Source organism: Rhodopseudomonas pentothenatexigens (genome assembly GCF_900218015.1).
Lineage (GTDB): Bacteria > Pseudomonadota > Alphaproteobacteria > Rhizobiales > Xanthobacteraceae > Rhodopseudomonas > Rhodopseudomonas pentothenatexigens.
Genome location: NZ_UFQQ01000005.1, coordinates 120,120 through 144,229, shown reverse-complemented (window position 1 = coordinate 144,229; position 24,110 = coordinate 120,120). Strand labels below are relative to the sequence as shown.

General features: G+C 64.2%; 26 protein-coding genes. 14 read left to right on the top strand and 12 right to left on the bottom strand.

Annotation, left to right across the window (positions count from 1 at the left end; all coding sequences use genetic code 11):
- The first annotated feature begins 34 nt into the window (after positions 1 to 34).
- From DWA33_RS06025 to DWA33_RS25580, 3 genes are all read left to right on the top strand, one after another.
- The gene (locus DWA33_RS06025; RefSeq protein WP_114357188.1) at positions 35 to 1,837 is read left to right on the top strand and encodes an ABC transporter ATP-binding protein; all 1,803 of its coding nucleotides are present in this window, start codon (positions 35 to 37) and stop codon (positions 1,835 to 1,837) included.
- Between the two features lie 62 nt (positions 1,838 to 1,899).
- Positions 1,900 to 2,601, top strand: a complete 702-nt coding sequence (locus DWA33_RS06020) for a fumarylacetoacetate hydrolase family protein (RefSeq protein WP_114357187.1) — start codon at positions 1,900 to 1,902, stop codon at positions 2,599 to 2,601.
- A 73-nt stretch (positions 2,602 to 2,674) separates the two neighbouring features.
- A complete protein-coding gene (locus DWA33_RS25580; protein WP_283808599.1) occupies positions 2,675 to 2,803 on the top strand; it encodes a hypothetical protein in 129 nt (42 codons plus the stop codon).
- 50 nt (positions 2,804 to 2,853) lie between these two features.
- On the opposite strand, the gene DWA33_RS06015 is transcribed toward DWA33_RS25580, so the two are convergent.
- On the bottom strand, positions 2,854 to 3,894 hold the full coding sequence (locus tag DWA33_RS06015) for a sensor domain-containing diguanylate cyclase (RefSeq protein WP_114357186.1): 1,041 nt from the start codon (positions 3,892 to 3,894) through the stop codon (positions 2,854 to 2,856).
- A 301-nt stretch (positions 3,895 to 4,195) separates the two neighbouring features.
- Here DWA33_RS06015 and DWA33_RS06010 point away from each other — a divergent pair, with 301 nt between their 5' ends.
- Positions 4,196 to 6,241 (top strand): DEAD/DEAH box helicase, encoded by a 2,046-nt coding sequence (locus tag DWA33_RS06010; protein ID WP_114357185.1) that lies wholly within the window; start codon positions 4,196 to 4,198, stop codon positions 6,239 to 6,241.
- 90 nt (positions 6,242 to 6,331) lie between these two features.
- Here the strand turns inward: DWA33_RS06010 and DWA33_RS06005 are convergent, their stop codons facing one another.
- The gene (locus DWA33_RS06005) at positions 6,332 to 7,603 is read right to left on the bottom strand and encodes an acyl-CoA dehydrogenase family protein (protein ID WP_114357184.1); all 1,272 of its coding nucleotides are present in this window, start codon (positions 7,601 to 7,603) and stop codon (positions 6,332 to 6,334) included.
- Positions 7,604 to 7,942: 339 nt separating this feature from the next.
- Here DWA33_RS06005 and DWA33_RS06000 point away from each other — a divergent pair, with 339 nt between their 5' ends.
- The 5 genes from DWA33_RS06000 (at position 7,943) to DWA33_RS05980 (ending at position 10,876) form a co-directional block, all read left to right on the top strand.
- Complete coding sequence (locus DWA33_RS06000; protein WP_114357183.1) at positions 7,943 to 8,494, top strand: DUF6790 family protein; 552 nt, start codon at positions 7,943 to 7,945, stop codon at positions 8,492 to 8,494.
- Between the two features lie 196 nt (positions 8,495 to 8,690).
- Positions 8,691 to 9,077: a hypothetical protein gene (locus DWA33_RS05995; protein ID WP_114357182.1), complete on the top strand. Its 387-nt coding sequence runs from the start codon at positions 8,691 to 8,693 to the stop codon at positions 9,075 to 9,077.
- A gap of 111 nt (positions 9,078 to 9,188) precedes the next feature.
- Entirely contained in the window at positions 9,189 to 9,572 is a 384-nt protein-coding gene (locus DWA33_RS05990; protein ID WP_114357181.1) for a COG4315 family predicted lipoprotein, read from the top strand.
- Positions 9,573 to 9,587: 15 nt separating this feature from the next.
- Positions 9,588 to 10,097, top strand: coding sequence for an RNA polymerase sigma factor (locus DWA33_RS05985; protein WP_114357180.1), 510 nt, complete (start codon positions 9,588 to 9,590; stop codon positions 10,095 to 10,097).
- On the top strand, positions 10,094 to 10,876 hold the full coding sequence (locus tag DWA33_RS05980) for an anti-sigma factor family protein (protein ID WP_114357179.1): 783 nt from the start codon (positions 10,094 to 10,096) through the stop codon (positions 10,874 to 10,876). Before DWA33_RS05985 ends, DWA33_RS05980 begins: the two co-directional genes overlap by 4 nt.
- 26 nt (positions 10,877 to 10,902) lie before the next feature.
- On the opposite strand, the gene DWA33_RS05975 is transcribed toward DWA33_RS05980, so the two are convergent.
- Genes DWA33_RS05975 through DWA33_RS05955 form a run of 5 tightly spaced genes read right to left on the bottom strand, consistent with a single transcriptional unit; the run spans position 10,903 to position 15,464 of the window.
- On the bottom strand, positions 10,903 to 11,775 hold the full coding sequence (locus DWA33_RS05975; RefSeq protein ID WP_147270225.1) for a metal ABC transporter permease: 873 nt from the start codon (positions 11,773 to 11,775) through the stop codon (positions 10,903 to 10,905).
- Positions 11,772 to 12,647, bottom strand: a complete 876-nt coding sequence (locus DWA33_RS05970) for a metal ABC transporter permease (RefSeq protein WP_114357178.1) — start codon at positions 12,645 to 12,647, stop codon at positions 11,772 to 11,774. Before DWA33_RS05970 ends, DWA33_RS05975 begins: the two co-directional genes overlap by 4 nt.
- A 1-nt stretch (position 12,648) precedes the next feature.
- The gene (locus tag DWA33_RS05965) at positions 12,649 to 13,545 is read right to left on the bottom strand and encodes a manganese/iron ABC transporter ATP-binding protein (protein WP_114357177.1); all 897 of its coding nucleotides are present in this window, start codon (positions 13,543 to 13,545) and stop codon (positions 12,649 to 12,651) included.
- On the bottom strand, positions 13,542 to 14,459 hold the full coding sequence (locus DWA33_RS05960) for a metal ABC transporter substrate-binding protein (protein ID WP_114357176.1): 918 nt from the start codon (positions 14,457 to 14,459) through the stop codon (positions 13,542 to 13,544). The genes DWA33_RS05965 and DWA33_RS05960 overlap by 4 nt, the downstream gene beginning before the upstream one ends.
- A gap of 60 nt (positions 14,460 to 14,519) precedes the next feature.
- Positions 14,520 to 15,464: a DUF6662 family protein gene (locus DWA33_RS05955; RefSeq protein WP_114357175.1), complete on the bottom strand. Its 945-nt coding sequence runs from the start codon at positions 15,462 to 15,464 to the stop codon at positions 14,520 to 14,522.
- Positions 15,465 to 15,741: 277 nt separating this feature from the next.
- On the opposite strand from DWA33_RS05955, the gene mntR reads away from it, so the two are divergent.
- Positions 15,742 to 16,206: a manganese-binding transcriptional regulator MntR gene (gene mntR / locus DWA33_RS05950; protein WP_013503925.1), complete on the top strand. Its 465-nt coding sequence runs from the start codon at positions 15,742 to 15,744 to the stop codon at positions 16,204 to 16,206.
- A gap of 238 nt (positions 16,207 to 16,444) precedes the next feature.
- Here the strand turns inward: mntR and DWA33_RS05945 are convergent, their stop codons facing one another.
- On the bottom strand, positions 16,445 to 17,476 hold the full coding sequence (locus DWA33_RS05945; protein WP_114357284.1) for an NAD-dependent epimerase/dehydratase family protein: 1,032 nt from the start codon (positions 17,474 to 17,476) through the stop codon (positions 16,445 to 16,447).
- A 131-nt stretch (positions 17,477 to 17,607) separates the two neighbouring features.
- Between DWA33_RS05945 and DWA33_RS05940 the strand changes: the two genes are divergently transcribed.
- Positions 17,608 to 18,270 (top strand): TetR/AcrR family transcriptional regulator, encoded by a 663-nt coding sequence (locus tag DWA33_RS05940; RefSeq protein ID WP_114357174.1) that lies wholly within the window; start codon positions 17,608 to 17,610, stop codon positions 18,268 to 18,270.
- Between the two features lie 74 nt (positions 18,271 to 18,344).
- Here DWA33_RS05940 and DWA33_RS05935 read toward each other — a convergent pair whose 3' ends face one another.
- The 4 genes from DWA33_RS05935 to DWA33_RS25100 form a co-directional block, all read right to left on the bottom strand.
- Positions 18,345 to 18,995 carry a hypothetical protein gene (locus DWA33_RS05935; RefSeq protein ID WP_114357173.1) on the bottom strand — a complete coding sequence of 217 codons (651 nt, stop codon included), beginning with the start codon at positions 18,993 to 18,995 and terminating at the stop codon, positions 18,345 to 18,347.
- Positions 18,996 to 19,013: 18 nt separating this feature from the next.
- On the bottom strand, positions 19,014 to 19,604 hold the full coding sequence (locus tag DWA33_RS05930) for a hypothetical protein (RefSeq protein WP_116080196.1): 591 nt from the start codon (positions 19,602 to 19,604) through the stop codon (positions 19,014 to 19,016).
- 462 nt (positions 19,605 to 20,066) lie between these two features.
- Positions 20,067 to 20,522 carry a hypothetical protein gene (locus DWA33_RS25105; RefSeq protein WP_167443126.1) on the bottom strand — a complete coding sequence of 152 codons (456 nt, stop codon included), beginning with the start codon at positions 20,520 to 20,522 and terminating at the stop codon, positions 20,067 to 20,069.
- Positions 20,506 to 20,967: a hypothetical protein gene (locus DWA33_RS25100; protein WP_167443125.1), complete on the bottom strand. Its 462-nt coding sequence runs from the start codon at positions 20,965 to 20,967 to the stop codon at positions 20,506 to 20,508. The genes DWA33_RS25105 and DWA33_RS25100 overlap by 17 nt, the downstream gene beginning before the upstream one ends.
- Before the next feature lie 305 nt (positions 20,968 to 21,272).
- On the opposite strand from DWA33_RS25100, the gene DWA33_RS05920 reads away from it, so the two are divergent.
- From DWA33_RS05920 to DWA33_RS24885, 3 genes are all read left to right on the top strand, one after another.
- Positions 21,273 to 21,854: a hypothetical protein gene (locus tag DWA33_RS05920; protein ID WP_114357171.1), complete on the top strand. Its 582-nt coding sequence runs from the start codon at positions 21,273 to 21,275 to the stop codon at positions 21,852 to 21,854.
- Between the two features lie 181 nt (positions 21,855 to 22,035).
- Positions 22,036 to 22,857 carry a hypothetical protein gene (locus DWA33_RS24890; RefSeq protein WP_147270224.1) on the top strand — a complete coding sequence of 274 codons (822 nt, stop codon included), beginning with the start codon at positions 22,036 to 22,038 and terminating at the stop codon, positions 22,855 to 22,857.
- Positions 22,847 to 23,995: a pentapeptide repeat-containing protein gene (locus DWA33_RS24885; RefSeq protein ID WP_147270223.1), complete on the top strand. Its 1,149-nt coding sequence runs from the start codon at positions 22,847 to 22,849 to the stop codon at positions 23,993 to 23,995. The genes DWA33_RS24890 and DWA33_RS24885 overlap by 11 nt, the downstream gene beginning before the upstream one ends.
- Positions 23,996 to 24,110: the final 115 nt, after the last annotated feature.

Here is a 24,110-nt window from a genome sequence, read left to right as displayed (position 1 = left end):
GACCCTGGTTCGACGCCGTCGATGGAACGCGGGAATGACTGAAGCCCCACGCAAGATCACTGACGACCCGTATGGCGCGTGGCAGCTCATCCGCCGCCTGGTGATGGAACAGGCCGCAGCCTATTGGCGGCGCTATGCGCTGGCGTTCGGGCTGATGGCGATCGCCGCCGCCGCGACTTCCGGCTCCGCCTATCTGCTCGGCAAGGTGATCAACCAAGCCTATGTCGATCGCGATCTGCAGGGCATCATGTTCTGGTCGATCGTCACCCTGGTGGTGTTCAGCCTGAAGGGCGCGGCGACCTACGGCCAGTCGGTGATCCTCACCCAGATCAAGAACGCGATTCTGGCCAACAATCAGCGGCGGATGTTCCACAAGCTGATGAACGAGAGCATCGGCTTCTTCGCCAAGCGGCACTCCTCGGAATTCCTCGCCCGCCTCACCGCCGGCGCCAATTCGGTCACCGAAGTGCTGAACCTGCTGATCAACGCGATCGGCCGCGATCTGTTGTCGCTGATCGGCCTGGTCACCGTGATGCTGATCCAGGATCCGTTCATGGCGCTGTTCGGGCTCCTGATCGCACCGCCCGCGGCGTTCGTGGTGCGCAAGCTGGTGAAGCGGGTGAAGGGGCTGGCGCTGACGCAGTTCACCGGCAACGCCCAGATCCTCGAGACGATGCAGGAATCGCTGCAGGGCATCCGCACCGTGAAGGCGTTCTCGCTCGAAAAGACCATGAGCGACCGGATCGACGCCAACATCGCCGCGGTGCAGGCCAATGCCGACAAGATGGCGCGGGTGTCGAACCGCGCCAGCCCGCTGATGGAGACGCTCGGCGGCTTCGCGGTGGCGGCGTCGCTGATGTATGGCGGCTATCGCGTGGTCGCGACCGGCGCGACGCCCGGCGAGTTCTTCTCGTTCCTGACCGCATTCCTGCTCGCCTACGAGCCGGCGAAGCGGCTGGCGCGGCTCAACATCGACCTCAACAGCGGCCTGGTCGGCGCGCGGATGCTGCTCGAGGTGATCGACAGCCCGCCGAGCGAGCCCGCCGACGGCCACAAACCTGAGCTGCAGCTCAGCGAGGCGCGGGTCGAATTCGATCACGTCTCGTTCGCCTATCGGCCCGACGAGCCGGTGCTCAACCGCATGAGCTTCGTCGCCGAGCCCGGCAAGATGACCGCGCTGGTCGGCCCGTCCGGCGGCGGCAAGTCGACAGTGCTGGCGCTGCTGCTGCGGCTGTACGAAGTGCAATCCGGCGAAATCCGGATCGACGGACAGTCGACCGCGAACGTCTCGCGCGAGTCGCTGCGGCAGCAGACCGCCTATGTCGGCCAGGACGTCTATCTGTTCCGTGACACCGTCCGCGCCAACATCGCGTTCGGCAAGCTCGGCGCCACCGAGGACGAAATCATCGCCGCCGCGAAGGCCGCCTGCGCGCACGACTTCATCATGAGCTTCCCGCTCGGCTACGACACCCCGGTCGGCGAACATGGCGCGCAACTGTCCGGCGGTCAGCGCCAGCGCATCGCGGTCGCCCGCGCGCTGCTGCGCGACGCGCCGATCGTGCTGCTCGATGAAGCCACTGCGGCGCTCGATTCGGAATCGGAAAAGCTGGTGCAGGAGGCGATCGATCATCTCGCCCGCGGCCGCACCACCATCGTGATCGCGCACCGGCTGCACACCATCATGCACGCCGACTCCATCCTGGTGGTCGAGGCCGGAGAGATCGTCGAACAGGGCCGGCATGACGACCTGCTGCGCCGCGGCGGCCGCTACGCCTCGTTCTTCCGGCTGCAGCAGCGCCACGCCGCACCGCTGGCGCCGGCCGCCGCCAGCGCCTAGCCTGATCGGACCTGATCCCACCGCACCTCTCTCATCGCCCCCTTAGCTTGCGAAAGACATTCATGAGCAATGCTGGTTTCGTGATCGCCCCGCCGCCGCAGCCCGCCCTCGCCGTCGCCGGGACCAGCGACCGCTTTCCGGTGCGCCGGATCTGGTGCGTCGGCCGCAACTATCTGGAGCACGTCCGCGAGATGGGCAATGACGAACGCCAGCCGCCGTTCTTCTTCGCCAAGCACCCCGACATGGTCGCGGCCGACGGGGCCACCATCCCGTATCCGCCGCTGACCAAGGATCTGCATCACGAGGTCGAGCTGATCGTCGCGCTGAACAGCGGCGGGCTGAACATTCCGGTGGACAAGGCGCTGGATCACGTCTGGGGCTATGCGGTCGGCGTCGACCTCACCCGCCGCGACCTGCAGATCGCCTCGCGCAAAAAGGAGCAGCCCTGGGAGATCGGCAAGTCGTTCGACGCCTCCGCGCCGTGCGGCGCCCTGCGCCCGGCCTCCGAGATCGGCCATCCGGCCACCGGCAGGATCTGGCTGTCGGTCAACGGCACCGAGCGGCAGGCCGGCGATCTGTCGGAGATGATCTGGAACGTCCCGGAGATCATCGCCAAATTGTCCGCGCAGGTCGAACTCGCCGCCGGCGACATCATCATGACCGGCACCCCGGCCGGCGTCGCGGCGCTGTCGCCCGGGGACACCATCGCCTGCGGCGTCGACCGGATCGGAACGCTGAACGTGACGATCGGTCAGCCGGCCTGACCGGACGCGCCGACGTTAGCCGGCCATTAACCATAAACCGGGAATATCGCGGCGGGACCGACCGGGAACCGCGATGATGTCCGAATTCGGAAGATATCTTCTCGCCGTCCTCGCGACCGTGGCGTTTCTGGCGAGCGCCCAGACTGCCGGCGGCCTGAGCTGGCGCAGCCAGCCCCAGATCGCGATCGCCGCCAATCAGTAGCGCCACCTGTTTGTCCGAGGCTTCGTCCGGAAACCGTGGCTAATGCCACCTCACCCCACCGCCACCGCTGTGGGCAGAGGCGTGAGACCCGGTACCAAACTCGGCGCCGGATCGTGGCAGGCGCGGCAGATCACGCGGTTGCGGCCGGCGTGTTTGGCGTCGTACAGCGCCTGGTCGGCGGCCTTCATCAGGTCGGAGACGTCTTTCATCCCCGGCAGTGCGGTGGCGACGCCGATGCTCACCGTGGCGGGAATCGCGTGCGACGCCACCACCAGGGCGTTGGCGGCAACCTCGCGGCGCAGCCGTTCGGCGACGATTTCCGCCTGCGCCAGGTCGGTCTCCGGCAACAGCAGCGCGAACTCCTCGCCGCCGAGCCGCGCCAGCACGTCGCAATCCCGCTTGCAGTCGCGCGCCAGGTTCGAAAGGTGCACGATCATCTCGTCGCCGACCTGATGACCGAAGCTGTCGTTGATCGCTTTGAAGTAATCGATGTCGATCATCAGGAACGACATCGGCCGCCCGTAGCGGCGGGCGCGCGACCATTCGCGGTCGGCCAGCGTCAGGAAGTGACGGCGGTTATACACCCCGGTCATGCCGTCGGTGGTCGCCAGCCGTTCCAGCTCCTCGGCGTTGCGCACGATGTCGGTGACGTCGCTGTAGATCAGCATCCGGCCGCCGCCGGGCAGCACCGCGAGATGGCAGCGTAGCGCTTTGCCGTCGGTCATCGCCAGATCCATCGGCTTCGGATCGCCGGACTGCACCCAGGCCAGCCGCCGCGCCACGTAATCGTCGAGATCGACCGCGACCGCCTGCGCGGAGGCCGCCAGCATCTCGGCATAGAGCGGCCGGTTCTGCCGGATCTCCTCGGCGCTGTTGGCCCTGAACATCACGTGCAGCACCGGATTGCTGTAAACGGCGCGCAGCTCTTCATTCAGGATCAGCAGCCCGGCGTCGACGTTGTCGAGTGCCGCATACAACGTGTCCAGCGATTGCCTGGCTTCGGTCAGCTCGCGCTGCAGCCGTGCGATCTCCGCCGGTTGATCCGGCGATCCCGCGCTGTGGTCCGTTTCCTCGGTTCGTCTCTTGTGCATTGTCACGATCTCCGCGACGCGCCAGCGACTGAATTACACCATGGGTTGCATGACGACAGGCAACAACTGCTGAACGCCCCCAGGGCAATCACGGGGTGTCGTTAACGCCCCGTAAACGTCGCAATTGGAGCGGTATGGCTCCACCCGCACGAAAGATTGGCGCTTTGGCCCGGCATGGCTTAAAGCGTGCCGGTCTCCCGTCATTGCCCGCCGCGCGCGGCGGCGCATCGTTCGAAGGCTCGCACAGAAGAGCCAGTCGGGATTTTCCCATTCGGCGTGATCGCCCAGAAGGTCGTCGTTCGTGACATTTCCGACCAGTCCCCCGCCGCTCGCCCGAGCTTTGGCGGAGCGTAATTATCTCCAGGCGACGCCGGTGCAGAGCGCGGTGCTGGCGCCGGACACGATCGGCCGCGACCTTTTGGTGTCGGCGCAGACCGGCTCCGGCAAGACCGTGGCCTACGGCCTCGCAATCGCGCGCGATCTTCTCGGCGATGCCGAGCAGTTCGCCCCCGCCGCCGCGCCGCTGGCGCTGATCGTGGCGCCGACCCGTGAGCTGGCGCTGCAGGTGCACCGCGAGCTGAGCTGGCTGTATCGCCACGCCGGCGCCCGCATCGTCTCCTGCGTCGGCGGCATGGACCCGCGGCGCGAGCAGCGCGAGCTGGCGGAGGGCGCCCACATCGTGGTCGGCACGCCGGGGCGGCTGTGCGACCATCTGCGCCGCAACCGGCTCGACGTCTCGCAGCTCAAGGCCGTGGTGCTGGACGAGGCCGACGAGATGCTCGATCTCGGCTTCCGCGAGGACATGGAGTTCATCCTCGAAACCACCCCCGAGACCCGCCGCACCCTGCTGTTCTCGGCGACGCTGCCGCGCGGCATCATCGCGCTGGCCAAGACCTATCAGCACGACGCGATGCGGATCGAGGTCGAAGGCGCCGAAGGCGGCCACGCCGACATCGAGTATCGCGCCATCCGGATCGCGCCGAGCGACGTCGAGCACGCCGTCGTCAACGTGCTGCGCTACATCGAATCCCCGACCGCGATCGTGTTCTGCAACACCCGCAGCGCGGTCAATCATCTCCAGACCGCGCTGCTCGAGCGCGGCTTCGCGGTGGTGGCGCTGTCCGGCGAGCTAACCCAGAACGAACGCACCGGCGCGCTCAACGCGCTGCGCGACGGCCGCGCCCGGGTCTGCGTCGCCACCGACGTCGCGGCGCGCGGCATCGATCTGCCCAATCTCGGCCTCGTCATCCACGCCGAACTGCCGAACGACGCCGAAGTGATGCAGCATCGCTCGGGGCGCACCGGGCGGGCCGGCAACAAGGGCATCAGCGTGTTGCTGGTTCCGCCGGCGCGGCGGCGGCGCGCCGAGCTGCTGCTGCAGCTCGCCGGCATCGAGGCGAACTGGGGCACCGCGCCGCAGGCCGACGAGATCCGCAGCCTGGATCAGCAGCGCATGCTGCAGGACCCGCTGTTCACCGAGGAGCCGACGCCGGAAGACCAGGTGCTGGCGCAGGCGCTGCTCGCCGAACGTTCGGCCGAGCAGATCGCGGTGGCGCTGGCCAGGATGGTGCGGGCCCGGATGCCGGCGCCGGAGGACATTCTCGATCCCGGCGAGCGCCCGGCCCGCGGCCGCGACGAGCGGCCCGGCAAATCCCCGCGCGCGCCGCGCGAGCACGAGCCGCGCGACAAGGCACCGCGGCCACGCTCGGCCAAGGCCGGCGAGAAACACGCGATCACCGGTGGCGTGTGGTTTCGCGCCGCGATCGGCAAGCGCAAGAACGCCGAGGCGCGCTGGCTGCTGCCGATGATCTGTCGCCGCGGCGGCATCACGAGGCAGGACATCGGCGCGATCCGCATCCTCGACACCACCACCGAATTCGAGATCTCGTCCGCCGCCGCGGACGCATTCGCCGCGCAGATCAAGCGGCCCGATCACGACGACAACATCCGCATCGAGCCGCTGATCGGCGCCAAGCCGATCCTGCCGCGCGATGACCGGCCCCCGGGCAAGCCACGCGAGGGGACCAAGTCGCAGCGCGAGACCCGCCGCAGCAAGCGGCCGGATTCGTGGTCGCCGATGGTCGATGCGGCACTCGACGATCCGCGCCCGCCGCGAAGCAAGGAAGCGCGCCTCAAGGAGGCAGGCTTCCCTCCCGCCAAGAACGGCCACAAGAGCGAGAGCTTCAAGAAAGACGGTTTCAAGAAGGACGGCTTCAAGAAGGACGGCTTCAAAAAGAAGTCCAAGTCGCACGACGACAAGCCGGCCTATGTCAGCAAGGCCCGCCGCGCCGATCCGTCGGCCAAGAACCCGCCGTTCAAGAAGAAGGCGAAGAACAAGTTTCGCTGAACCGAATGCCGGCGTCGGCCGGGCATCGCGCAAGTAACAAGGCCGGAGGCGACGCCCCCGGCCCTGATGTCGTCACGCTGAACTTATTGCTTACAGCGTCAGCTCGTGGCGGCCGACCACCATCCAGTGCACTTCGTCCGGACCGTCGGCGAAGCGGAGGTGACGGACGTCGGTGTACATTTCGGCGAGCGGGGTCCACTGCGAGATGCCGGTGGCGCCGTGCATCTGGATCGCCTGGTCGATGATCTTGCAGGCGCGCTCCGGCACCATCGCCTTGACCATGCTGACCCAGACCCGCGCTTCCTTGTTGCCGAGCACGTCCATCGCTTTGGCGGCCTTCAGCACCATCAGCCGCATCGCTTCGATCTCGCAGCGCGCCTGCGCGATGATCTGCAGATTGCCGCCGAGATGCGCGATCTTCTTGCCGAACGCCTCGCGCGTCAGGCCGCGCGCCACCATCAGATCGAGCGCCTTCTCGGCCTTGCCGATGGTGCGCATGCAGTGATGGATGCGGCCCGGGCCGAGCCGGAGCTGTGAGATCTCGAAGCCGCGGCCCTCGCCGAGCAGGATGTTCTCCTTCGGCACCCGGACATTGTTGAAGCGCATATGCATGTGACCGCGCGGCGCATGGTCGTGGCCGAACACGTGCATCGGGCCGAGCACTTCGACGCCGGGGGTGTCGACGGGCACCAGGATCTGCGACTGCTGCTTGCTGGGCGCGGCGGTCGGATCAGTCTTGACCATCACGATCATGATCTTGCAGCGCGGATCGCCGAGACCGGAAATGTAGTACTTCTCGCCGTTGATCACCCACTCGTTGCCGTCGAGCACCGCCGAGGTCGAGACGTTCTTGGCGTCGGACGAAGCGACGTTCGGCTCGGTCATCACATAGGCCGAACGGATCTCGCCGTTGAGCAGCGGCTTCAGCCACTTCTCTTTCTGCTCGGGGGTGCCGACGCGCTCCAGCACTTCCATGTTGCCGGTGTCGGGCGCCGAGCAGTTCATCACTTCGGAAGCGAGCGGCGCCTTGCCGAGTTCGGCGGCGATATAGGCGTAGTCGAGATTCTTGAGGCCCTCGCCAGTCTCGGCGTCGGGCAGGAAGAAGTTCCACAGCCCGACTTCCTTGGCCTTCGCCTTGGCCTTGCCGAGCAGATCGAGCTGCTCCTGGCTGAACGACCAGCGGTTCGGATTCTTCGCCTCGGCGATCTCGAACTCGTGCTGCATCGGCTCGACGGTCTCGGCGATGAACTTCTTCACATGATCGTACAGCGGCCGGACGGCTTCGCTCATCCGCAGATCGTTGAGCGCGTCTTCGGGCGCGAGCGTGTAAGGGGTCTGGCGGGGGACGTAGGCCGTCTGCATGCGGGCGTGCTCCTCGTGGCTTTTCTTGGTTGCGTTTCTTGGCGTCGTTGGCGGCCGTCCGGGGCGGACGGCCGCGCACCGGTTATAGACACGAAGCCGCCGGGTTGTCTTGATCGAACTGCGTTTAAAACAGCGTGTGAACCTAATCCCGCATTGCGAAAAATCGTCTTCCCCGAACTCCACGTCGAACGGTTCCCCGCGTAGCAACGCGCACTCGCCCCGTGATCATCCAACGGCGTTGCGCTTGATTGCTGCGGTCCGAATGAGTGCTACCATCGACCCGATCCCGCCGCTGCAGCTCCATGGCTGCGGAGATCATCACGGAACGGAGCACGAGGTATGGCGGAAGTGATCAAGGCGACGATCGTGTTCGTGCTGTCGAACTTTTCCCTGAGCTTCTTCGTCATCGGCCTGCTGTTCGCGCTGGTCGCGATCGCGCGCGCGCCGAAGCCGCTGCGATTCCCGGACGTGATCGACAGGTTGCTGGCCTGGCACCTGTTCTGGTCGATCGGCGTCTGCTACTTCTACAACTTCGTGATGCACGGCTTCTTCGGCAAGATGTCGGCGGCGTTCATCGGCTGGGCCGACAGCCCGTTCCAGTTCGAAGTCGCCACCGCCAGTCTCGGGTTCTCCGTCGTCGGCTTCCTCGCCGCCTTCCGCAGCTTCGATCTTCGCCTCGCTGCGATCGTCGGCCCCGGCCTGTTCACGCTCGGCGCCGCCGTCGGCCACATCAATCAGATGGTGACGCACCACAACTTCGCCCCGGGTAACGCCGGCGTGGTGTTCTACACCGACATCATCATCCCGTTGTTCGGCGCGACGCTGCTGTGGCTGCAACACCGCAGCCGGGTCGATCACCTTCCCGCAGCGCGGTCGGGGCGCGCGGCCTGAGCGCCGATCCGGCCGGACAAACAGCCGTAGGGCGGTTGATCCATCCCGACGTAGCGCGTTGAACTTGCCAGCCCCTTTGCCGGACAAAGTGGGAAGGTGACGGGCGCCGCCGCAAGCGGCTCCGTGCCGCCATCTTGATCATGCCAATGCTGCGCCGCGCGCTTGACGGCGCCGCTCAGCAACAGGGAAACGCCGCATGCCCACTATCATCCTGATGGCCGTGATCGGCATCCTGTTTCTGCAAGCCTCCGGCGCGATCCCGCAGAGCAGCGTTGGCGGGCCGATGACGATCGCGCTGGCGGTCTTCATCGGCGCGCTGGCTGTCGGCATTAACGAGGCGAGGACCAAGCAGCGCGGCGTGCCGGGCTGGATCGTCAGCATCGTGGTGGCGCTCGCCGGGGCTTTCCTGGTCGCCCCGCTCGGCGGCATGGCGATGGCGATGCTGCTGCGGCCGTTCACCGAGGGGTCGACCTCGCTGGCGGCGGCCGGCGGTCCGGTGATGGCGGTCGCGGTCGCCGGCACCATGGCCGCCACCCTGCTGGGGGCGTGGGGTGCGCTGGCGCTGGTCGGCCGCTGGCGGTGAGCCGACGATAGCAGGCTCCCCGTCCTCACGCGCTCGTGACCGCGCCTTCGGGAATAACCGCCGCGCGGTGGCGTCTCTGGTTGCGGATCCACCCACCCCGAAGGAGGAAACATGATCCGCACGCTCACGCTCGCATCCGCTCTCGTGCTCGCCGCCACCGCGGCGTTCGCCCAGGCCGCCGCCCCGGCCAAGGTCGCCGACACCGCCAAAGGCAAGGCGCTGGTCGACGCCAAGGGCATGACGCTCTACACCTTCGACAAGGACGCCGGCGGCAAGTCGGCCTGCAACGGCCCCTGCGCCACCAACTGGCCGCCGCTGATCGCCGCGGCGAGCGCGCAGGCCTCCGGCGACTGGACCGTGATCACCCGCGACGACGGCGCCAAGCAGTGGGCCTACAAGGGCAAGCCGCTGTATGCCTGGACCAAGGACACCAAGCCGGGCGACACCACCGGCGACGGTTTCCTCAACGGCGCCTGGCACATCGCCAAGCCCTGATCCGACGAGACCGCTTTGGACGAGATCGCCGCCGAGATCGAGCCGCTGATACCAAGCCTGCGCCGCTACGCGCGGGCGCTGCTGCACGATCGCGACGCTGCGGACGATCTCGTCCAGAGCACGCTGGAGCGGGCGCTGACGCGCTGGCGGCTGCGGCGGCCGGGCGGCGACCTGCGCGCCTGGCTGTTTGCGATCGAACGCAATGTGTATCTCGATCAGCGTCGCCGCGCGGTTCGGCGCGGCCACGCGGTCGATCTCGACTCGCGCGGCCCGATTCCCGACAGCGCCGCCGGCCCGGAGCGCAGCCTGATCGCCCGCGACGCGCTGGCGCGGCTCGACGATCTGCCGGAAGATCAGCGCTCGCTGCTGCTGCTGATCGGCGTCGAGGAAATGAGCTACGAGCAGGCCGCGCGGGTGTTCGACGTACCGGTCGGCACCATCATGTCGCGGCTCAGCCGCGCCCGCGAGGCGCTGCGCCACAGCGTCGAGGCCGGCCGCACCACCGTGTTGAGGAGAGTGAAATGACCGTCCGTCGCCCTCTCAGCGAGGACGATCTGCAGGCCTATGTCGACGGCCGGCTCGATGCCGCGCGGCGCGCCGAGGTCGAGACCTATCTGGAGTCCGACGCCGAGGCCGCCCGCCGCATCGCGGGGCAGATCGCCGATCGCGACGATCTGCGCGCCCGGCTGTCGGCGGTGGCCTCCGAGCCGATCCCGGCACGGCTCCGCATCGCGCATCTGCGCGGCGAGCGCCGCGCCTGGATCGGCCAGCGGTTCGGCGCCGTGGCGGCGGCGCTGGCGTGCCTGGTGATCGGCGGCGCCGGCGGCTGGCTGGCGTCCGAGCGCTGGCACCGCGCGCCCACGGTCGTCGCGGCCGCCCCGGTCGCCGACGCCGCGATGGTGGCGTGGCGGACCTATGCGGTCGAGGTCGCGCATCCGGTCGAGGTCGCGGCCGACCAGGAAGCGCATCTGGTGCAATGGCTGTCGCGCCGGCTCGGCCGAAAACTGACAGCGCCGAAGCTCGACGCGCTCGGGCTGAAGCTGATCGGCGGCCGGCTGCTGCCGGCCACCAACGGCCCGGCGGCGCAGTTCATGTACGAGGACCAGCAGGGCCGCCGCGTCACGGTGTATGTGCGGCCGGGCGGCGACGCCGAGCCGAGCGCCTTCCGGTTCGAACGCACCGGCGAATTGGCGGCATTCTCCTGGATCGATGCCCAGCTGTCCTACGCCGTGGTGGCGCAGACCGACCGCGATCACCTGCTCGGCATCGCCCGCGCGATCTATCAGCAATACGAAGCGCTGTAGCGCAGGCGGCCGGATGATCGCACACCTCACCCCGCCGGCTCGGACTGGTCCCTTGCCGCGGCCCGGTTGGTGCGCAGCAATCCACGCTTCGGCGCGAACAGGAACGCCGCGCAGAACACCAGCGCCTGGGTCAGCACGATGCAGGCGCCCGTGGCGCCGTCGATGTGGAAGCTGACGAGCGTGCCGATCGCGGCCGAGCCGGCGGCGACCGCCACGGCGACGAGCAGCATCCGCTCGAAGCTGTCGGTGAGCAGATAGGCGGTGGCGCCGGGCGCGATCAGCATCGCGACCACCAGGATGATGCCGACCGCTTTCAACGACGCGACGATGGTCAACGCCAGCAGCACCAGCAGTCCGTAGTGCAGCGCCGTCACCGGCAGGCCGATGGATCGGGCGTGGTGGGGGTCGAAGCAATACAGCAAGAGGTCGCGGCGTTTGAGCAGCACCGCCAGCAGCGTCCCACCGGCGACGACCGCGATTTCGATCAGGTCGCGCGGCGTGACGCCGAGCACGTTGCCGAACAGGATGTGGTTGAGGTGCTGGTCGGTCTCGATCCTGGTGAACAGCACCAGGCCGAAGCCGAACATCCCGGAAAACACGATGCCCATCACCGTGTCCTCCTTCACCCGGCTGTTCTCCTTCAGATAGCCGGTGACCACCGCGCAGGACAGGCCGGCCACGAACGCCCCGGCCGCCAGCGGCAGGTTCAGCACATAGGCGACCACGATGCCGGGCAGCACCGCGTGCGAGACAGCGTCGCCCATCAGCGACCAGCCCTTCAGCACCAGATAGCAGGACAGCACCGCGCAGACCGCCGCCACCATCACGGACGCGACCAGCGCCCGCTGCATGAACGGATAGGCCAGCGGTCCGGTGATCCAGTCGGCGACCTCGCTCACGGCGTCACTCCCGCCGCCGCGTGCCGCCGCCGGCGCGCCGCGATCACGCCGTGCTTCGGCGCGAAGTAGAACGCGACCAGAAACAGCAGGGTCTGCAGCGTGACGATCACGCCGCCGGTGGCACCGTCGAGAAAATAGCTGAGATAAGCACCGACGAAGCTGGTGACGGCGCCGAGCGCGACGCTGATCAGGATCAACCGGCCGAACCGGTCGGTGAGCAGATAGGCGGTGGCGCCGGGCGTCACCACCAGCGCGATCACCAGGCAGGCGCCGACCGTCTGCAGCGCGGCGACCGTGCAGGCGCTGAGCAGGGTGAAGAACACGATCTTGAGCCGCCGCGGATCGAGCCCGATGCTGCGGGCGTGGCTCTCGTCGAAGAACGTCACCATCAGGTCCTTCCACTTCAGCGCCAGAATCGCCAGCGACACCGCGGAGATGATCGCGACCTGGACGACGTCGGCATCGGAGATCGCCAGGATGTTGCCGAGCACGATGGTCTGCACGCTCACCGACATCGGCCAGATCGAGGCCATCAGCAGCCCGAGCGCGAACAACGTGGTGAATACCAGCCCGATCACCGCGTCCTCGCGCAACCGCGACTTCAGCTTGACGAACTGCATGCCGGCCGCCGCCAGGATACCGGCGAAGAACGCGCCGAGCGCGAACGGCGCCCCGAGGATGTAGGCGGCGGCGACGCCCGGAACGATCGCGTGCCCGAGGGCGTCGCCCATCAGCGACCAGCCCTTCAGCATCAGATAGGCCGACAGGAAGGCGCACACGCCGCCGACCAGGGCGCTCACCCACATCGCCTTCAGCATGTAGCCGTAGGCGAACGGCACCAGCAGTTCGGCGAGCAGCGACCCCTCGGCCATCTCAGCTCTCCTGATCCTGCCGCTGGTCGGGCCGGGCGTCGTAGAACACCAGCGGCCGTTCGTCGTCGGTGATCACCGTCAGCCGGCGCTGATCGTCGTCGCTGTGCAGGTCGGCGCCGCCGAGCTGGAAGTTGCGCAGCACGCCGCCGAAGGCGAGTTCGAGATTGCGCTGGGTGAAGGTCTCTGCGGTCGGCCCGGCCGCCAGCACGGTGCGGTTGACGAGCACGACCTGGTCGCAGAACTGCGGAACGCTGCCGAGATCGTGGGTCGAGACCAGGATCAGCTGGCCGGCGTCGCGCAGCTCGCGCAGCAGATCGATGATCGCGGTTTCGGTCTTGACGTCGACGCCGGTGAACGGTTCGTCGAGCAGCACGATCCGCCCGCCCTGCGCCAGCGCGCGGGCGAGAAACACTCGCTTCTTCTGGCCGCCGCTGAGCTCGCCGATCTGGCGGTCGCGGTAGGCCGTCATGCCGACGCGTTCCAGGGCTTCGTCGACCGCGCGGCGGTCGGCCTGCGACGGAATCCGCAGGAAGTTCATGTGGCCGTAGCGGCCCATCATCACCACGGTCTCGACCAGCACCGGAAAATTCCAGTCGATGTCCTCGCTCTGCGGGACGTAGGCGACGATGTTGCGCTTCAGCGCTCGCGCGACCGGCATCCCGCACAGCTCCACGCTGCCGGCCGACGGCCGCACGAACCCCATGATCGCCTTGAAGATCGTCGACTTGCCGCTGCCGTTGACGCCGACCAGCGCGCAGATCGTCCCGGCGCCGAGCGCGAACGAGGCGTCGCGCACCGCCGTGTAGCCGTTCGGATAGGTCACGTCGAGACCGCGCACCGCGATGCCGGGGACCGTGTCGCCTGCGCCCCGCGCCTCGGCGGGGTCGAACCGGATCATGTCCCGAACCCCTTGGCGATGGTTTCGACCGTCACCTCGAGCAGGTCCAGATAGGTCGGCACCGGACCGCCCGCGGCGCTGAGCGAATCGACATAGAGCACGCCGCCGTAGCGCGCGCCGCTCTCACGCGCGACCTGCTTGGCGGCGCGATCCGAGATCGTGCTCTCGCTGAACACCACCGGGATGTTGTTCTTGCGCACGAGGTCGATCACCTTGCGCACCTGCTGCGGCGTGCCCTGCTCGTCGGCGTTGATCGGCCAGAGGAACGCCTCCTTCATCTGGTAGTCGCGCGTCAGATAGCTGAACGCGCCTTCGCTCGACACCAGCCAGCGCTGGCTTTCGGGGATCGCGGCGAGCCGGCGGCGCAGCGGCTCGTCGAGCGCCTTGATCCTGGCCGCGTAGTCGGCGGCGTTCTGATCGTAGGCGGCCGCGTTGGCGGGATCGTATTTGACCAGCGCCTTGCGGATGTTCTCGACATAGATCAGCGCGTTGGACGGCGACATCCAGGCGTGCGGATTGGGCTTGCCGCTGTACGGCCCCTGCGCGATTCCCATCGGCGCGATGCCTTCGGTGACCACGACGCTCGGAACATCCTTCACGTTCTCGAAGAACCGCTCGAACCAGCGTTCGAGATTGAAGCCGTTCCACAGCACGAGATCGGCCGCCTGCGCCCGCACGATGTCGAGCGGGGTCGGCTGGTAGTCGTGGATCTCGGCGCCGGGCTTGGTGATCGATTCCACGATCGCCTTGTCGCCGGCGACATTCTGGGCGATGTCCTGGATCACCGTGAAGGTCGTCACCACGCGGAACGGCTTGCGGGCCTGCGCCTGGCACGAGCCGGCGAGCAGCACGCCCGCAACGATAGCCGCGACAAACCCGCTCACCCGGCCGGCGCCAATCCGATTCAGCTTCATCCGTATCCATCCTGATGCAGTCGCGCGCCGTGGCTCGGGTGTTCGTCGCGGCGCCCGTCGCTAGAAGTGCCAGTTGAGCCGGAGCATCGCCTGCTGGCGCTCGAACCGGTCGAGATTGAGCGGCCGCCGGTCGCCCAGGGCGCCGCCCGCGACCTGGAACTGCCAGGTGCCCGACAGGCCGAATGCCGGCGAGACGTTGTAGGAGAAGGTCGGCCCGACATAGACGGCGTCGCCGGCGAAACGGTCGAGCCCGCCGCCGTCATAGGCGCGCAGGTAGCGAACATTGAGACCGGCGAGGAACCCGGGCGCGAACGCGTAGGACAGGCCGCCGTGCAGCTGCAGTTCGGAGTCGTGGCCCCACAGATTGGTCGCGCGCTCGCGGGTGGCGCCGGTGCCGTACCAAACGTTGAAGACGGCGAACAACCGCTCGGCGATCAGCTCGCGGTCGAACAGCGCCGCGAACTCGCCGCCGTACTGCTCGATCCGGCCGCCCGTCGCCTCGTCGACGCGGGACCAGTTCGGCTGCGCGTGCAGCGTCAAGCCGAACGGCGCCGCCTTGCGATCGATCAGCTTGTAGCGGAACTCGAGCGCAGCGCCGTTGAAGGTCAGGTGATGGCGGTCGTCGTGGCCGAATACGCCGTCGATCCGCTGGCCGCCGAACGACAGCCCCGGTGCGATGCGAATCCGATCGGTGAGCGTGTACTTGACCTGGGCCAGCGTCCCCAGCGTGGCGTAGCGGCCATCGCGCTTGCCGAAACCGCCGACGTTCTCCATCTCGACCTCGATCTCGCCCTTCTGGCCGATATCGGAGCCCATCGAGAAGCCGAAGATGTGCTCGGTGTCGACGCCTTCGGCGTGATGCGTGCCCGGCACCGTCGCGGGGCGCTGCATCGCGAAGCTCGACAGCGACGACGCGGGCAGCGACAGCCAGGACGGCGCGTCCTCCGCCGCGGCCGGTGAGATCTCCGCTGCGGCACCGGCCGCGAATGCGGTCGCCACGACCATCCGCCCCCATGACGATGTCCGAGCCGGCGACCGCTTCGCCGCGTCGATCCGAGTACTCACCTGCGTTCCTTTACTTCCGAGCGCGGCCGAAACGGCGCGCAGTTTCATCCTGCACCGGCCGGCCTTGCGGCGGTGGTGCACGGCCCCGATATTGTAGCCTTGGCTACATCGTAGAGAATGGGTCGCAACTGTCAATGCCGGATTGTTGCCTCGGCTACATTTTGACGCCGGCGAGAATTCGTGCTTTCCGGATCGCAGCAATCGCGAGCGTGAATCAATGAGCCCTGCCGTCCCGCGGAAAGCCCAGCGCAACGACGCTCCCCCGGCCGATCTGCCGACCGAGCTGGTGCAGGCCCGCCGCTTCGGCAAGGCCCGCTCGGCGCAGTCGACCGCGATTCTCGAGGACTATGTCGAACTGATCGCCGACCTGTTGGCCGGCACCGGCGAAGCACGGCCGACCGACATTGCGCGCCGCCTCGGCGTCTCGCACGCCACCGCCATCAAGACCATTTCGCGGTTGAAGAAGGCCGGGCTGGCGACCTCGCGCCCCTATCGCGGCGTGTTTCTCACCGAGCAGGGCCAGGCGCTGGCGGAACGATCGCACGCCCGCCATCGGCTGGTGGTCGATCTCTTGCGCGCCGTCGGCGTCCCGCCTGAAGCCGCGGAAGCCGACGCCGAGGGCATGGAGCACCACTGCTCGGAAACCACGCTGAAGGCGTTCGCGCAGTTTCTCAGGTCGTAGCTTCGCGTCAGCCGGACCGCCGGCGCCGTCGCAAAGCGGCGGCCTCGAAGGATGAGGCAACGCGTGAGTCCAGATGGCGACGCGGAACGTCGCGGACTTCGCCGGTTGCGGCAGCACGGTGATCGATCCGTTCAGTCGGCGGGCGGGTCAGCCGAAGGCGTAACCCGCCGCACAGCAGCAGGGCTTGCCTCGACGCAATGGCGGATGACGCTGCGCTGATCCGCTCGGCGGACCAATCCTACGGGCTGGTGGCGGGCTGGGATGCGCGCCGCATGGCGGCGAGCCCCATGCTCATCGTGGTGCGCGGCACGAAGCCGAGATCGGTCGTGGCCTTGCCGGTGGCAATGGTGAAAGGCTTGCCGATCAGTCGCAGCATCTGGCGTGTGATCGGCGGCTGGCCCTCGAGCCGCAGCAGACGCCACGCTGCTCCCATCAGACCGGCCATTGTCCAGGCAAGCCCGAACGGGACCGCTTTGTCGGACACGCTGACGCCGCGCGTCGCGAGCAGGGCCGAGATGAAACCTTTCAGGGTGGTGTTTTCGGCATCGGCCACGAAGTACGCCTCACCGCCGCGGCCATGGTCGGCGGCGAGGATCAGTGCCTCGCACAGATTGTCGACGTGGCAGCTCGACATCGCCTGCCGGCCGCCGTCCACCCATTGCCAGCGACCGGCGTGCACGGTCTCGACCATCTCATCGAGGGTCGGCATGCCATCCCCCCAGATGAAGGGCGGCCGAAGCGCGATCGTCTCGAAATCGGGGCGGACCTGGTTGGCGCCGAGCAGCACGCGCTCGGCTTCGCCCTTCGACGAGCTGTAGGGCGCAAACGCCCGGCGCTGCAGCGGCAGCGTCTCGTCGACATCGACCATCGGCTCGGGATCGCCCATCACCACGGCGGCCGCGCTGACCGCCACCACCCGTCGGACGCTGGCGGTCGCCGCAGCCGCGTTCACGACATTGCGCGTTCCGTCGATGTTCGCCCGATCGAACAACGCCTTTTTGCCCCAGAGCTTGAAGTGCGCGGCAACGTGGAACACGACCTCGCAGCCCGCCATGGCCTCGCGCAGCGCCTGCTCGTCATTCAGGTCGCCTTTCACCGGCGCGGCGCCGAGCGCCCGGACCCGCGCTTCGCTCGGTGCGCTGCGGGCCAGCGCGCGGACAGTCCAACCGTGGTCCAGCAACTGTCCAATCAATCGGCCGCCGACAAAGCCGGAGCCGCCGGTCACAAACGCAAGGCGGGGTCGAGCGGACGGGCTGTTCAGCGGGTGCATCGCATCCTCCTTCTGCAGTTGAGGCAACATAGCACCAGCATGAACATAGTTCAACGAACATATTTCATATTTTGTTCGTCGTTGAACGATCGAGGACGTTCCGGTATTTCTTGGGGTTAACGAAGGCCGCCATGTCCAATCCCCCGTCTGCTCCCGACGAACACGCTTTCCGCGCGCGGATCCTGGAGGCTGCACGGACACAGGTGCGCCGCTTCGGCGAGGCGAAGACCAACGTGGTCGACATCGCCCGCGCGCTGGGCACCTCGCACACCACCATCTACCGGCACTTCCGGACCAAGGCCGACATCTTCGACGCGCTCGCCGTCGCGGCGATGCAGGACGAGCAGGAAATGGCCAGCCGCTTCGTCGAGACCGACGGGCCGGTGACCGAACGCCTGGAAGGCATGGTGCTGGCCTTGCATGCCCGCAAGCGTGAGCGGTTTGCGACCGATCCTGAAGTCTACGGGCTGTACCGCCGCATCATGGACGAGCGGCCGGAGATCATCGCAGCCTACGCGGCGGCGATGACCGGTCTGATCGCTCGCATCCTCGCCGACGGTGTCCGGCGTGGTGAGATGCGCATCGACAATGTCGAGGCCGCAGCCGGCGTGGTGCGCGATGCCGTGACCGTATTCGTTCACCCAGCCCATGTCGCGGCCGCCGTTGCGGCGGGCCTGCCGAGCGAGCGGCTAGCGCGCAACGTCGTGCGCGCGCTTTGCGCCGCGTTCCAAGCCGGCGTTGAGCTGGATGGGGGCGGTGACGAGACATTGAAGACGACAGCCCGTAGCCCGTAGGGCGGGTTAGCCGAAGGCGTAACCCGCCGAGTAGCCGGAGGGCTTGCCTCGACGCAATGGCGGATTACGCTGCGCTAATCCGCACTACGGACTGCGTTGTTGCACCCTACGGCGTTGGTCCTTGGCTCTACCAGCTTCTGTCCTTCGTTCACTGCATCCATGATTCCTCCGCCGATTCTCATGTCCAGCATCAGCATCAGGTCCGACAAGTCGGCGTATTGGATGTATGGTGGGCGAACACCCCGGATTGCCTTGGCCCGCTCCGACGAATGAAGTTCTACGCCCCATTTTTCGGAGAAACTGCTACTTGAATTGTTGGCCCTCGACGCCAGCGTGACTCGCACGAAATCGAATCCCTTGAGCGCTGCCGTCCGACGATTCATTGCGTGACTCAAGATCCGCCCGTCGATATTTTCGCCCGAGAACGCCTTTCGATACGCCGATCGGTATCCATCGTAAGAGATGTTTACCCATAGCTGTCGTCGCGCGAATAGAACGCCTACGTTTGGATGACAGCTGATCGGGAGCAGAGGATCGATCACGGTGGAGTGCGGAATGATCACGAGGAACGCCCTATAGGGCGGCCCGCCAATCGGTTGAGCCTCCCCGATATACGCCCGGATCGCTGTTTCGTCAGCAGCCGCAATGGGAACATGAATACACTCGGGTAACCCCCAGCGGGTTATGGCGATCTGCCTCGCGGCCTCATCGACAAGCAACGGCATGAAGCTTCTCTTTCGACCTCAAATGTGTGCCTCGATAAAGTCCTCGACGCCCAGGACTCCCCTCACCTGCTCCACATCGCAAACCCAACTGGGAATCTCCGTCTCTCCATCGAGCATCATCTGCCTTCGCACTTCCTTTGCTAGGCTGTTCATGAATGGCCCGTGATAGCGATACGCGCTCCTTAGTCGCTGACGGAGCTGAAGCCGATCAACTTTCTCGGTCCGAATGCGGTGCGCGAGCCGACTGATGTAGCCGATGAATATCTCCAGATGTTGATGCTCGTTCAGACTGTCGATCTTGTCGCCCTGATAAGACCTCTTGCCGTCCTTTGGCCCTGGGTACCAATAGCCCCGCGCTATCTCACTGATCTCCACGTCTCGTCTACGTACTTTCCGACTCAATGAACTGACGACAGCCCTATGCACGAGGAATTCCGGCCTGAGAAAGTCATCAATGATTTCCTGCATGGTCACGCGACGCAATACGGCTCTCTGGTGCAAAATTGCAATTATCGAGGACGTCATCGCCCCGATCAAGGCAGCGACCAATGCGCTAATTCCGGTCGGATGACTAAACAAGATACTGGCTGCGTCCTCGAGACCGCCCAATGTTACCTCCCGCTGAACGGTTGAAAAGGGATATACTATCAATAAGCCGACAGCATTTCGACATGCGATCTCGAAGATAATCAGCTATAAAATGAATCCGCCCGCTTAGATGGGCCTGAGCACGGCGCCCGGACTGCGCTCCGCGAATCTACCCACAGGCCGCTCCTCGATATTGGACTTGTAGAACCCGGCTTACGACCCAATCGTTCGCCATTCCGGGACGCGCCCCGCACTAGCGGCGAGTGAGCCGGACTCCATACTCCTTGTGCGGCGTTGGCGTAATACGCCTATCTGATGGCGAGCGGCAAGCATGTTACGCTGTATCTCGGTGTCACTAATGACATTCCGCGACGCGATTTTGAGCAAGCAATCGCCCAGATGAGCGCGATATCCGAGACGGCTGAAGCTCGCTCAATCGACTCCCCGGCGTCGCCTCACTCACCCGACCCACACTTGCTGGCCTCAACTCCGCAGCTCGGAATACCAGCGATAGAGCTCTGCTTCGAGCGCATCGATGGAGCCGACGGCGTTGGTGGTTCCGCCATGAGCGCAATGATTGCGTATCGCGTAAGTTTGCAAGATACGCCTGAACGACGGGGACCGGCTGTCCAACACCATCGCGAGCTTTGTGTCGAACGGCACCTTATTGCCTTTCAACGAGGGAGTGTCCCAACCGCGGCGACCATTCCAGTCGGGGTTGCCGATCCTCGCGTCGACCGCTTCTTCGAATTTCGAATTCACCGCCTTCTCGAACTGACCGAACATCAGCACAAACGCGGCGCGCTCCAACATGTCGCGCCTCACTTCCATTCGATCGATGGCGGCAATATCACTGCTTCTCGCTCGCTCTGCGGTTTCGGCCTGGTAACAAGCGAAGAACCAATCGTAGCTGGCTTTGATTTCAGGAAGCTTGTCCATCGCAAACGAGGTTCGTTAATAATTCCGGTGAAAAGGGTTCACCTTCACGCTTTGAATTCGTTCGAAAAATCGTCCAACGCGGAGCGGTCCCGCTTTCTGCCAAATCGACGATGATGAATATGCCCTTCGACGTGTAGAGATCGATCCGACCGTTGGCACCGATCACCCACAATCCCTTCGGCTTGAACAGCGCGTAACCGCGCTCTCCGTCCAAACGGAGTGTCGGCTGGCCCGTCGCAGGGAGATTGAACCGCTGCATGAGTTCTTCATGCATCGAGACCTCACCGCTATCGTTAACCTGCCATCCGTTCTCTCGCGCCCAATCGCTCACTCGTCGAAACAAGTCACTCAGGCGATTCTTCCAATCTTGGACACGCTTTTCAACGTCTTCCTTGGTGACCGGCGTTTCCAGGTCACCGTCCACGACGCCCAGATCGTCGGTCATGGCTGTTTCACTCCATTGCGATCAGGATAACTCTCGCCGTGGCAATAATCTAGATTGCCGTAATTGGAGCAGCACGATCCAGAATCAACGACTTGGGCGGCTCCCCGCGTCATTCGGGCACATCTTTAAGGCTCCGCCGCCAGCAGCAGACGAGCGAGCCTTGACCGCTTCGATTTGAAGAGGTGCCATCGTAGGGCAGGTTCACCGAAGGCCCAACCCGCCAAACATCAGCAGTGCTTGTGTCGACGTAGCGGCGGATACGCTGCGCTAATCCGCCATACGGACTGCGCGAGACGAGGTCATCAATGCACCATATCAACACAACCCGCGGATGGCGCCCCCTGCACAAGCTGCACCATGATCTAGCCACGTCCTGGGAGGCGAAAGGGTGGAATGTCGAAGACAAGGTCAAAACGCTAAGTGCATCCGATTACTGGGTCAGTGAATATATCGATGACTACTCTGAAGTGGTCACTCGGCTTCTCAACAGCGCGCGTCGGCGAGCGAGGCGGCTCTCCATAAATTTCGATATTGATGTTAGGGATATCGAGATCCCGAAGGTCTGCCCCCTGCGTCGCGTTCCATTCAAGGTCGGCATAGGCCAATCCATCGACAATTCTCCGACGCTCGATCGCAAAGATCCTCACCTCGGCTATATCAAGGGGAATGTCTGGGTCATCTCGCATAAGGCCAATCGATTGAAGAGCAATTTCACGCCTATGGAGTTGAAGATGTTTTGCGAGGCTGCGCTTGAGCAGGACTGGATCGCTTGGACGAGCGAAGAGGAAGCAGCGCTGCAAAAGCAACAAACAGAATGGAAGCGACGCCTGAACGATAGTCAAAAACCACGATGGTGGGCTCTCTACGGCAACTCTACTTTGAAATAGTGTATTTTTCATAGGGCAGGTTAGCCTAAGACGTAACCCGCCGAACCGCCGCAGCGCTTGTCTCGGCGCGACGGCGGATTACGCTTCGCTAATCCGCCCTACGAGCTAATCCGCCCTACGAGCTAAGGGCCTACCCGCCCTAAGGCCCCATTTTGTTGTTCCTCTCAAGGGAGCTAAGGACTTGAAGACTAAGACCCCCAAAGCAATTACGCTCGAACAAATACCTCAACCGGGATGTGAAGAGCTACTAGAAGTAGTACTCTTCGCACCCCAGGGAGCACACGAATACGACTTTCACCTTGGCGCAGACGTCCGCTTCGGCACAATGGTATTGTCTTCAGAAGATTGGTCGCAGTCGGTCGAGATAGGCTTATCGAGGGCAACCCTCGGTCTTGCGACGAAGGGATGCGAAATTGATCCATCTTCGTCTAGATTCGGAGACAAGAAGCCCCACGCCGTAAGGACTCAATTGCAGCGGACACTCGAGAGAATGAGCGAACTGCATGCAGGCGCTCAGTCTGCCTTCGGCGCGAAGGCCAGCACAAATAACATGTCTGCATCCGCAGATACGACAATTGGCATCGATGGAAAGATAGATCGAAATACCAAGATGGCATCTACAGAGACTCTTACATCCGATTCCCAGCAGGAACCCGTTCTAGCGATGCCGGGGAACAGATGGCAATTCTCCGCAACTTCCGACAACTACATGCAATCACGATATTGCGGCGATGAATCACTTTGCAAAATGACCGTCACTGCTCCGACTATAACCATAACAGGCACTCTTGCTTTCCAGCCAAAAGATATTGTCATTGTCGATCTTGAGGCCCCCCAAACAATTTTCGATCGACTGAAGAGGTCTCCCAACAAGATTGCTATTGCGAGGCTACTTCTTGCGAGACATCTCAGGGAGATAAATCAAATACCTGAAAAGACCGCCTCATCTTCGATCATAGGCTGGATCTCGACACTGACAGGGAGATTGTCCAGTGACAAATGAATCGATAAACGCTCTATTCTCCTTGTTGGCGATGGAAGAGGATAATTTTGCAAAGCTGCTGAAATACTTCGAACTTGATCCTGCGAAAGATCTACGGAATTGCGATCTTACAAACGTCGATTTTGGAACGCTGGAAGCGGACGTTTTGGATTTGACTGGGGCGACAATTAGCGGCGCCGATCTGTCGAAGATTCGATGCAAGAAGATTATCGGCGCCCTACATTCAGAGGTGATGACTCACCAAGGACTAGAACCGTCGACTCGACGGACCATTAAAGTACAAAAATCGAATGCCCGCGCCGCCGCAGTGCAGGCCGTTGTGAATTACGCAAACAACGACTGGACAATTAGCGAACTCGTTCGAAGCACAACTGATAACACAGCGCCAATCATGGCTTTCTATGAAAGCTCGGCCGAGCAAAGATTTATAACTAAAGCCCTTTGCTCCCGCTATAATGATCTTTCTGGGCCACTATCAGTTGTACCACGACAACGATTCGTATGGTTCTACTCCGGCTTCGATAAGCCTCGATCGAATGTCAGACCAGAAAACTCAACAACAATTGAAGAGCATTTCTTCGAAACACTTCTTCAGAATAACTCATCCGAGGAGATCGGAGTTTACCCCTATCTATCGAACCGCGAGACAGTCAGTCGCATCCAACAAAAAGTCCAGGAGTGCCTTCAAGACAAAAGAGCAATGCAAACCACGTTCGCGCAAGTACTTGGCCGCGAAATGCAGGATAGCAAAAAGACCGGGATAGCTCTCTTTTCAGGATTTCCACCCATTTCAAAGCGCATGTACCAGAGCATTAGAAAGACCACACATCAACGCGTTAAGTTGATTTTTCTATGTCCTCCGAGTCAAAAATTGCGTTACGAGAATTCACCGGAATTATGGAGAGACCACATTGTTCCCGAATACACAATCTTCGAAGCCATGGCAACCGAAGACGATCTAAGGCGGATTAGAAGACGGATTGAATTGGTGTCATCCGGCCTCATCGCATTCAGTGAGAGCTTCATGCTTCGATTAGCTGGGCGGTACCACAGACCGCTTAAGGCACTTAAGGCACAGATCATCTCGGACTTACAATCAGCCGCAGCCAACCCTTCGGACGGCAAGATAATTCTTTGACTGATGCAACGAGATAAATTTCGCCACTTTCTTCCACACGAGCGCGACACTACTCAAACAAGCACTCAGCAGTAGCCCAATCGTGGCACAAACAAGAAGGGGCAAAAACGCCCCG

Coding starts and splice junctions, on each gene's coding strand:
- DWA33_RS06005 (WP_114357184.1), bottom strand. CDS start 7,603: ATGCAGACGGCCTACGTCCCCCGCCAGACCCCTTACACGCTCGCGCCC.
- DWA33_RS05955 (WP_114357175.1), bottom strand. CDS start 15,464: ATGGTCGTGGCGACCGCATTCGCGGCCGGTGCCGCAGCGGAGATCTCA.
- DWA33_RS06000 (WP_114357183.1), top strand. CDS start 7,943: ATGGCGGAAGTGATCAAGGCGACGATCGTGTTCGTGCTGTCGAACTTT.
- DWA33_RS05990 (WP_114357181.1), top strand. CDS start 9,189: ATGATCCGCACGCTCACGCTCGCATCCGCTCTCGTGCTCGCCGCCACC.
- DWA33_RS25580 (WP_283808599.1), top strand. CDS start 2,675: ATGATGTCCGAATTCGGAAGATATCTTCTCGCCGTCCTCGCGACCGTG.
- DWA33_RS05995 (WP_114357182.1), top strand. CDS start 8,691: ATGCCCACTATCATCCTGATGGCCGTGATCGGCATCCTGTTTCTGCAA.
- DWA33_RS25105 (WP_167443126.1), bottom strand. CDS start 20,522: ATGGACAAGCTTCCTGAAATCAAAGCCAGCTACGATTGGTTCTTCGCT.
- DWA33_RS05920 (WP_114357171.1), top strand. CDS start 21,273: ATGCACCATATCAACACAACCCGCGGATGGCGCCCCCTGCACAAGCTG.
- DWA33_RS05940 (WP_114357174.1), top strand. CDS start 17,608: ATGTCCAATCCCCCGTCTGCTCCCGACGAACACGCTTTCCGCGCGCGG.
- mntR (WP_013503925.1), top strand. CDS start 15,742: ATGAGCCCTGCCGTCCCGCGGAAAGCCCAGCGCAACGACGCTCCCCCG.
- DWA33_RS05970 (WP_114357178.1), bottom strand. CDS start 12,647: ATGGCCGAGGGGTCGCTGCTCGCCGAACTGCTGGTGCCGTTCGCCTAC.
- DWA33_RS06025 (WP_114357188.1), top strand. CDS start 35: ATGACTGAAGCCCCACGCAAGATCACTGACGACCCGTATGGCGCGTGG.
- DWA33_RS05965 (WP_114357177.1), bottom strand. CDS start 13,545: ATGATCCGGTTCGACCCCGCCGAGGCGCGGGGCGCAGGCGACACGGTC.
- DWA33_RS05945 (WP_114357284.1), bottom strand. CDS start 17,476: ATGCACCCGCTGAACAGCCCGTCCGCTCGACCCCGCCTTGCGTTTGTG.
- DWA33_RS06020 (WP_114357187.1), top strand. CDS start 1,900: ATGAGCAATGCTGGTTTCGTGATCGCCCCGCCGCCGCAGCCCGCCCTC.
- DWA33_RS05935 (WP_114357173.1), bottom strand. CDS start 18,995: ATGCCGTTGCTTGTCGATGAGGCCGCGAGGCAGATCGCCATAACCCGC.
- DWA33_RS25100 (WP_167443125.1), bottom strand. CDS start 20,967: ATGACCGACGATCTGGGCGTCGTGGACGGTGACCTGGAAACGCCGGTC.
- DWA33_RS05980 (WP_114357179.1), top strand. CDS start 10,094: ATGACCGTCCGTCGCCCTCTCAGCGAGGACGATCTGCAGGCCTATGTC.
- DWA33_RS06015 (WP_114357186.1), bottom strand. CDS start 3,894: ATGCACAAGAGACGAACCGAGGAAACGGACCACAGCGCGGGATCGCCG.
- DWA33_RS05960 (WP_114357176.1), bottom strand. CDS start 14,459: ATGAAGCTGAATCGGATTGGCGCCGGCCGGGTGAGCGGGTTTGTCGCG.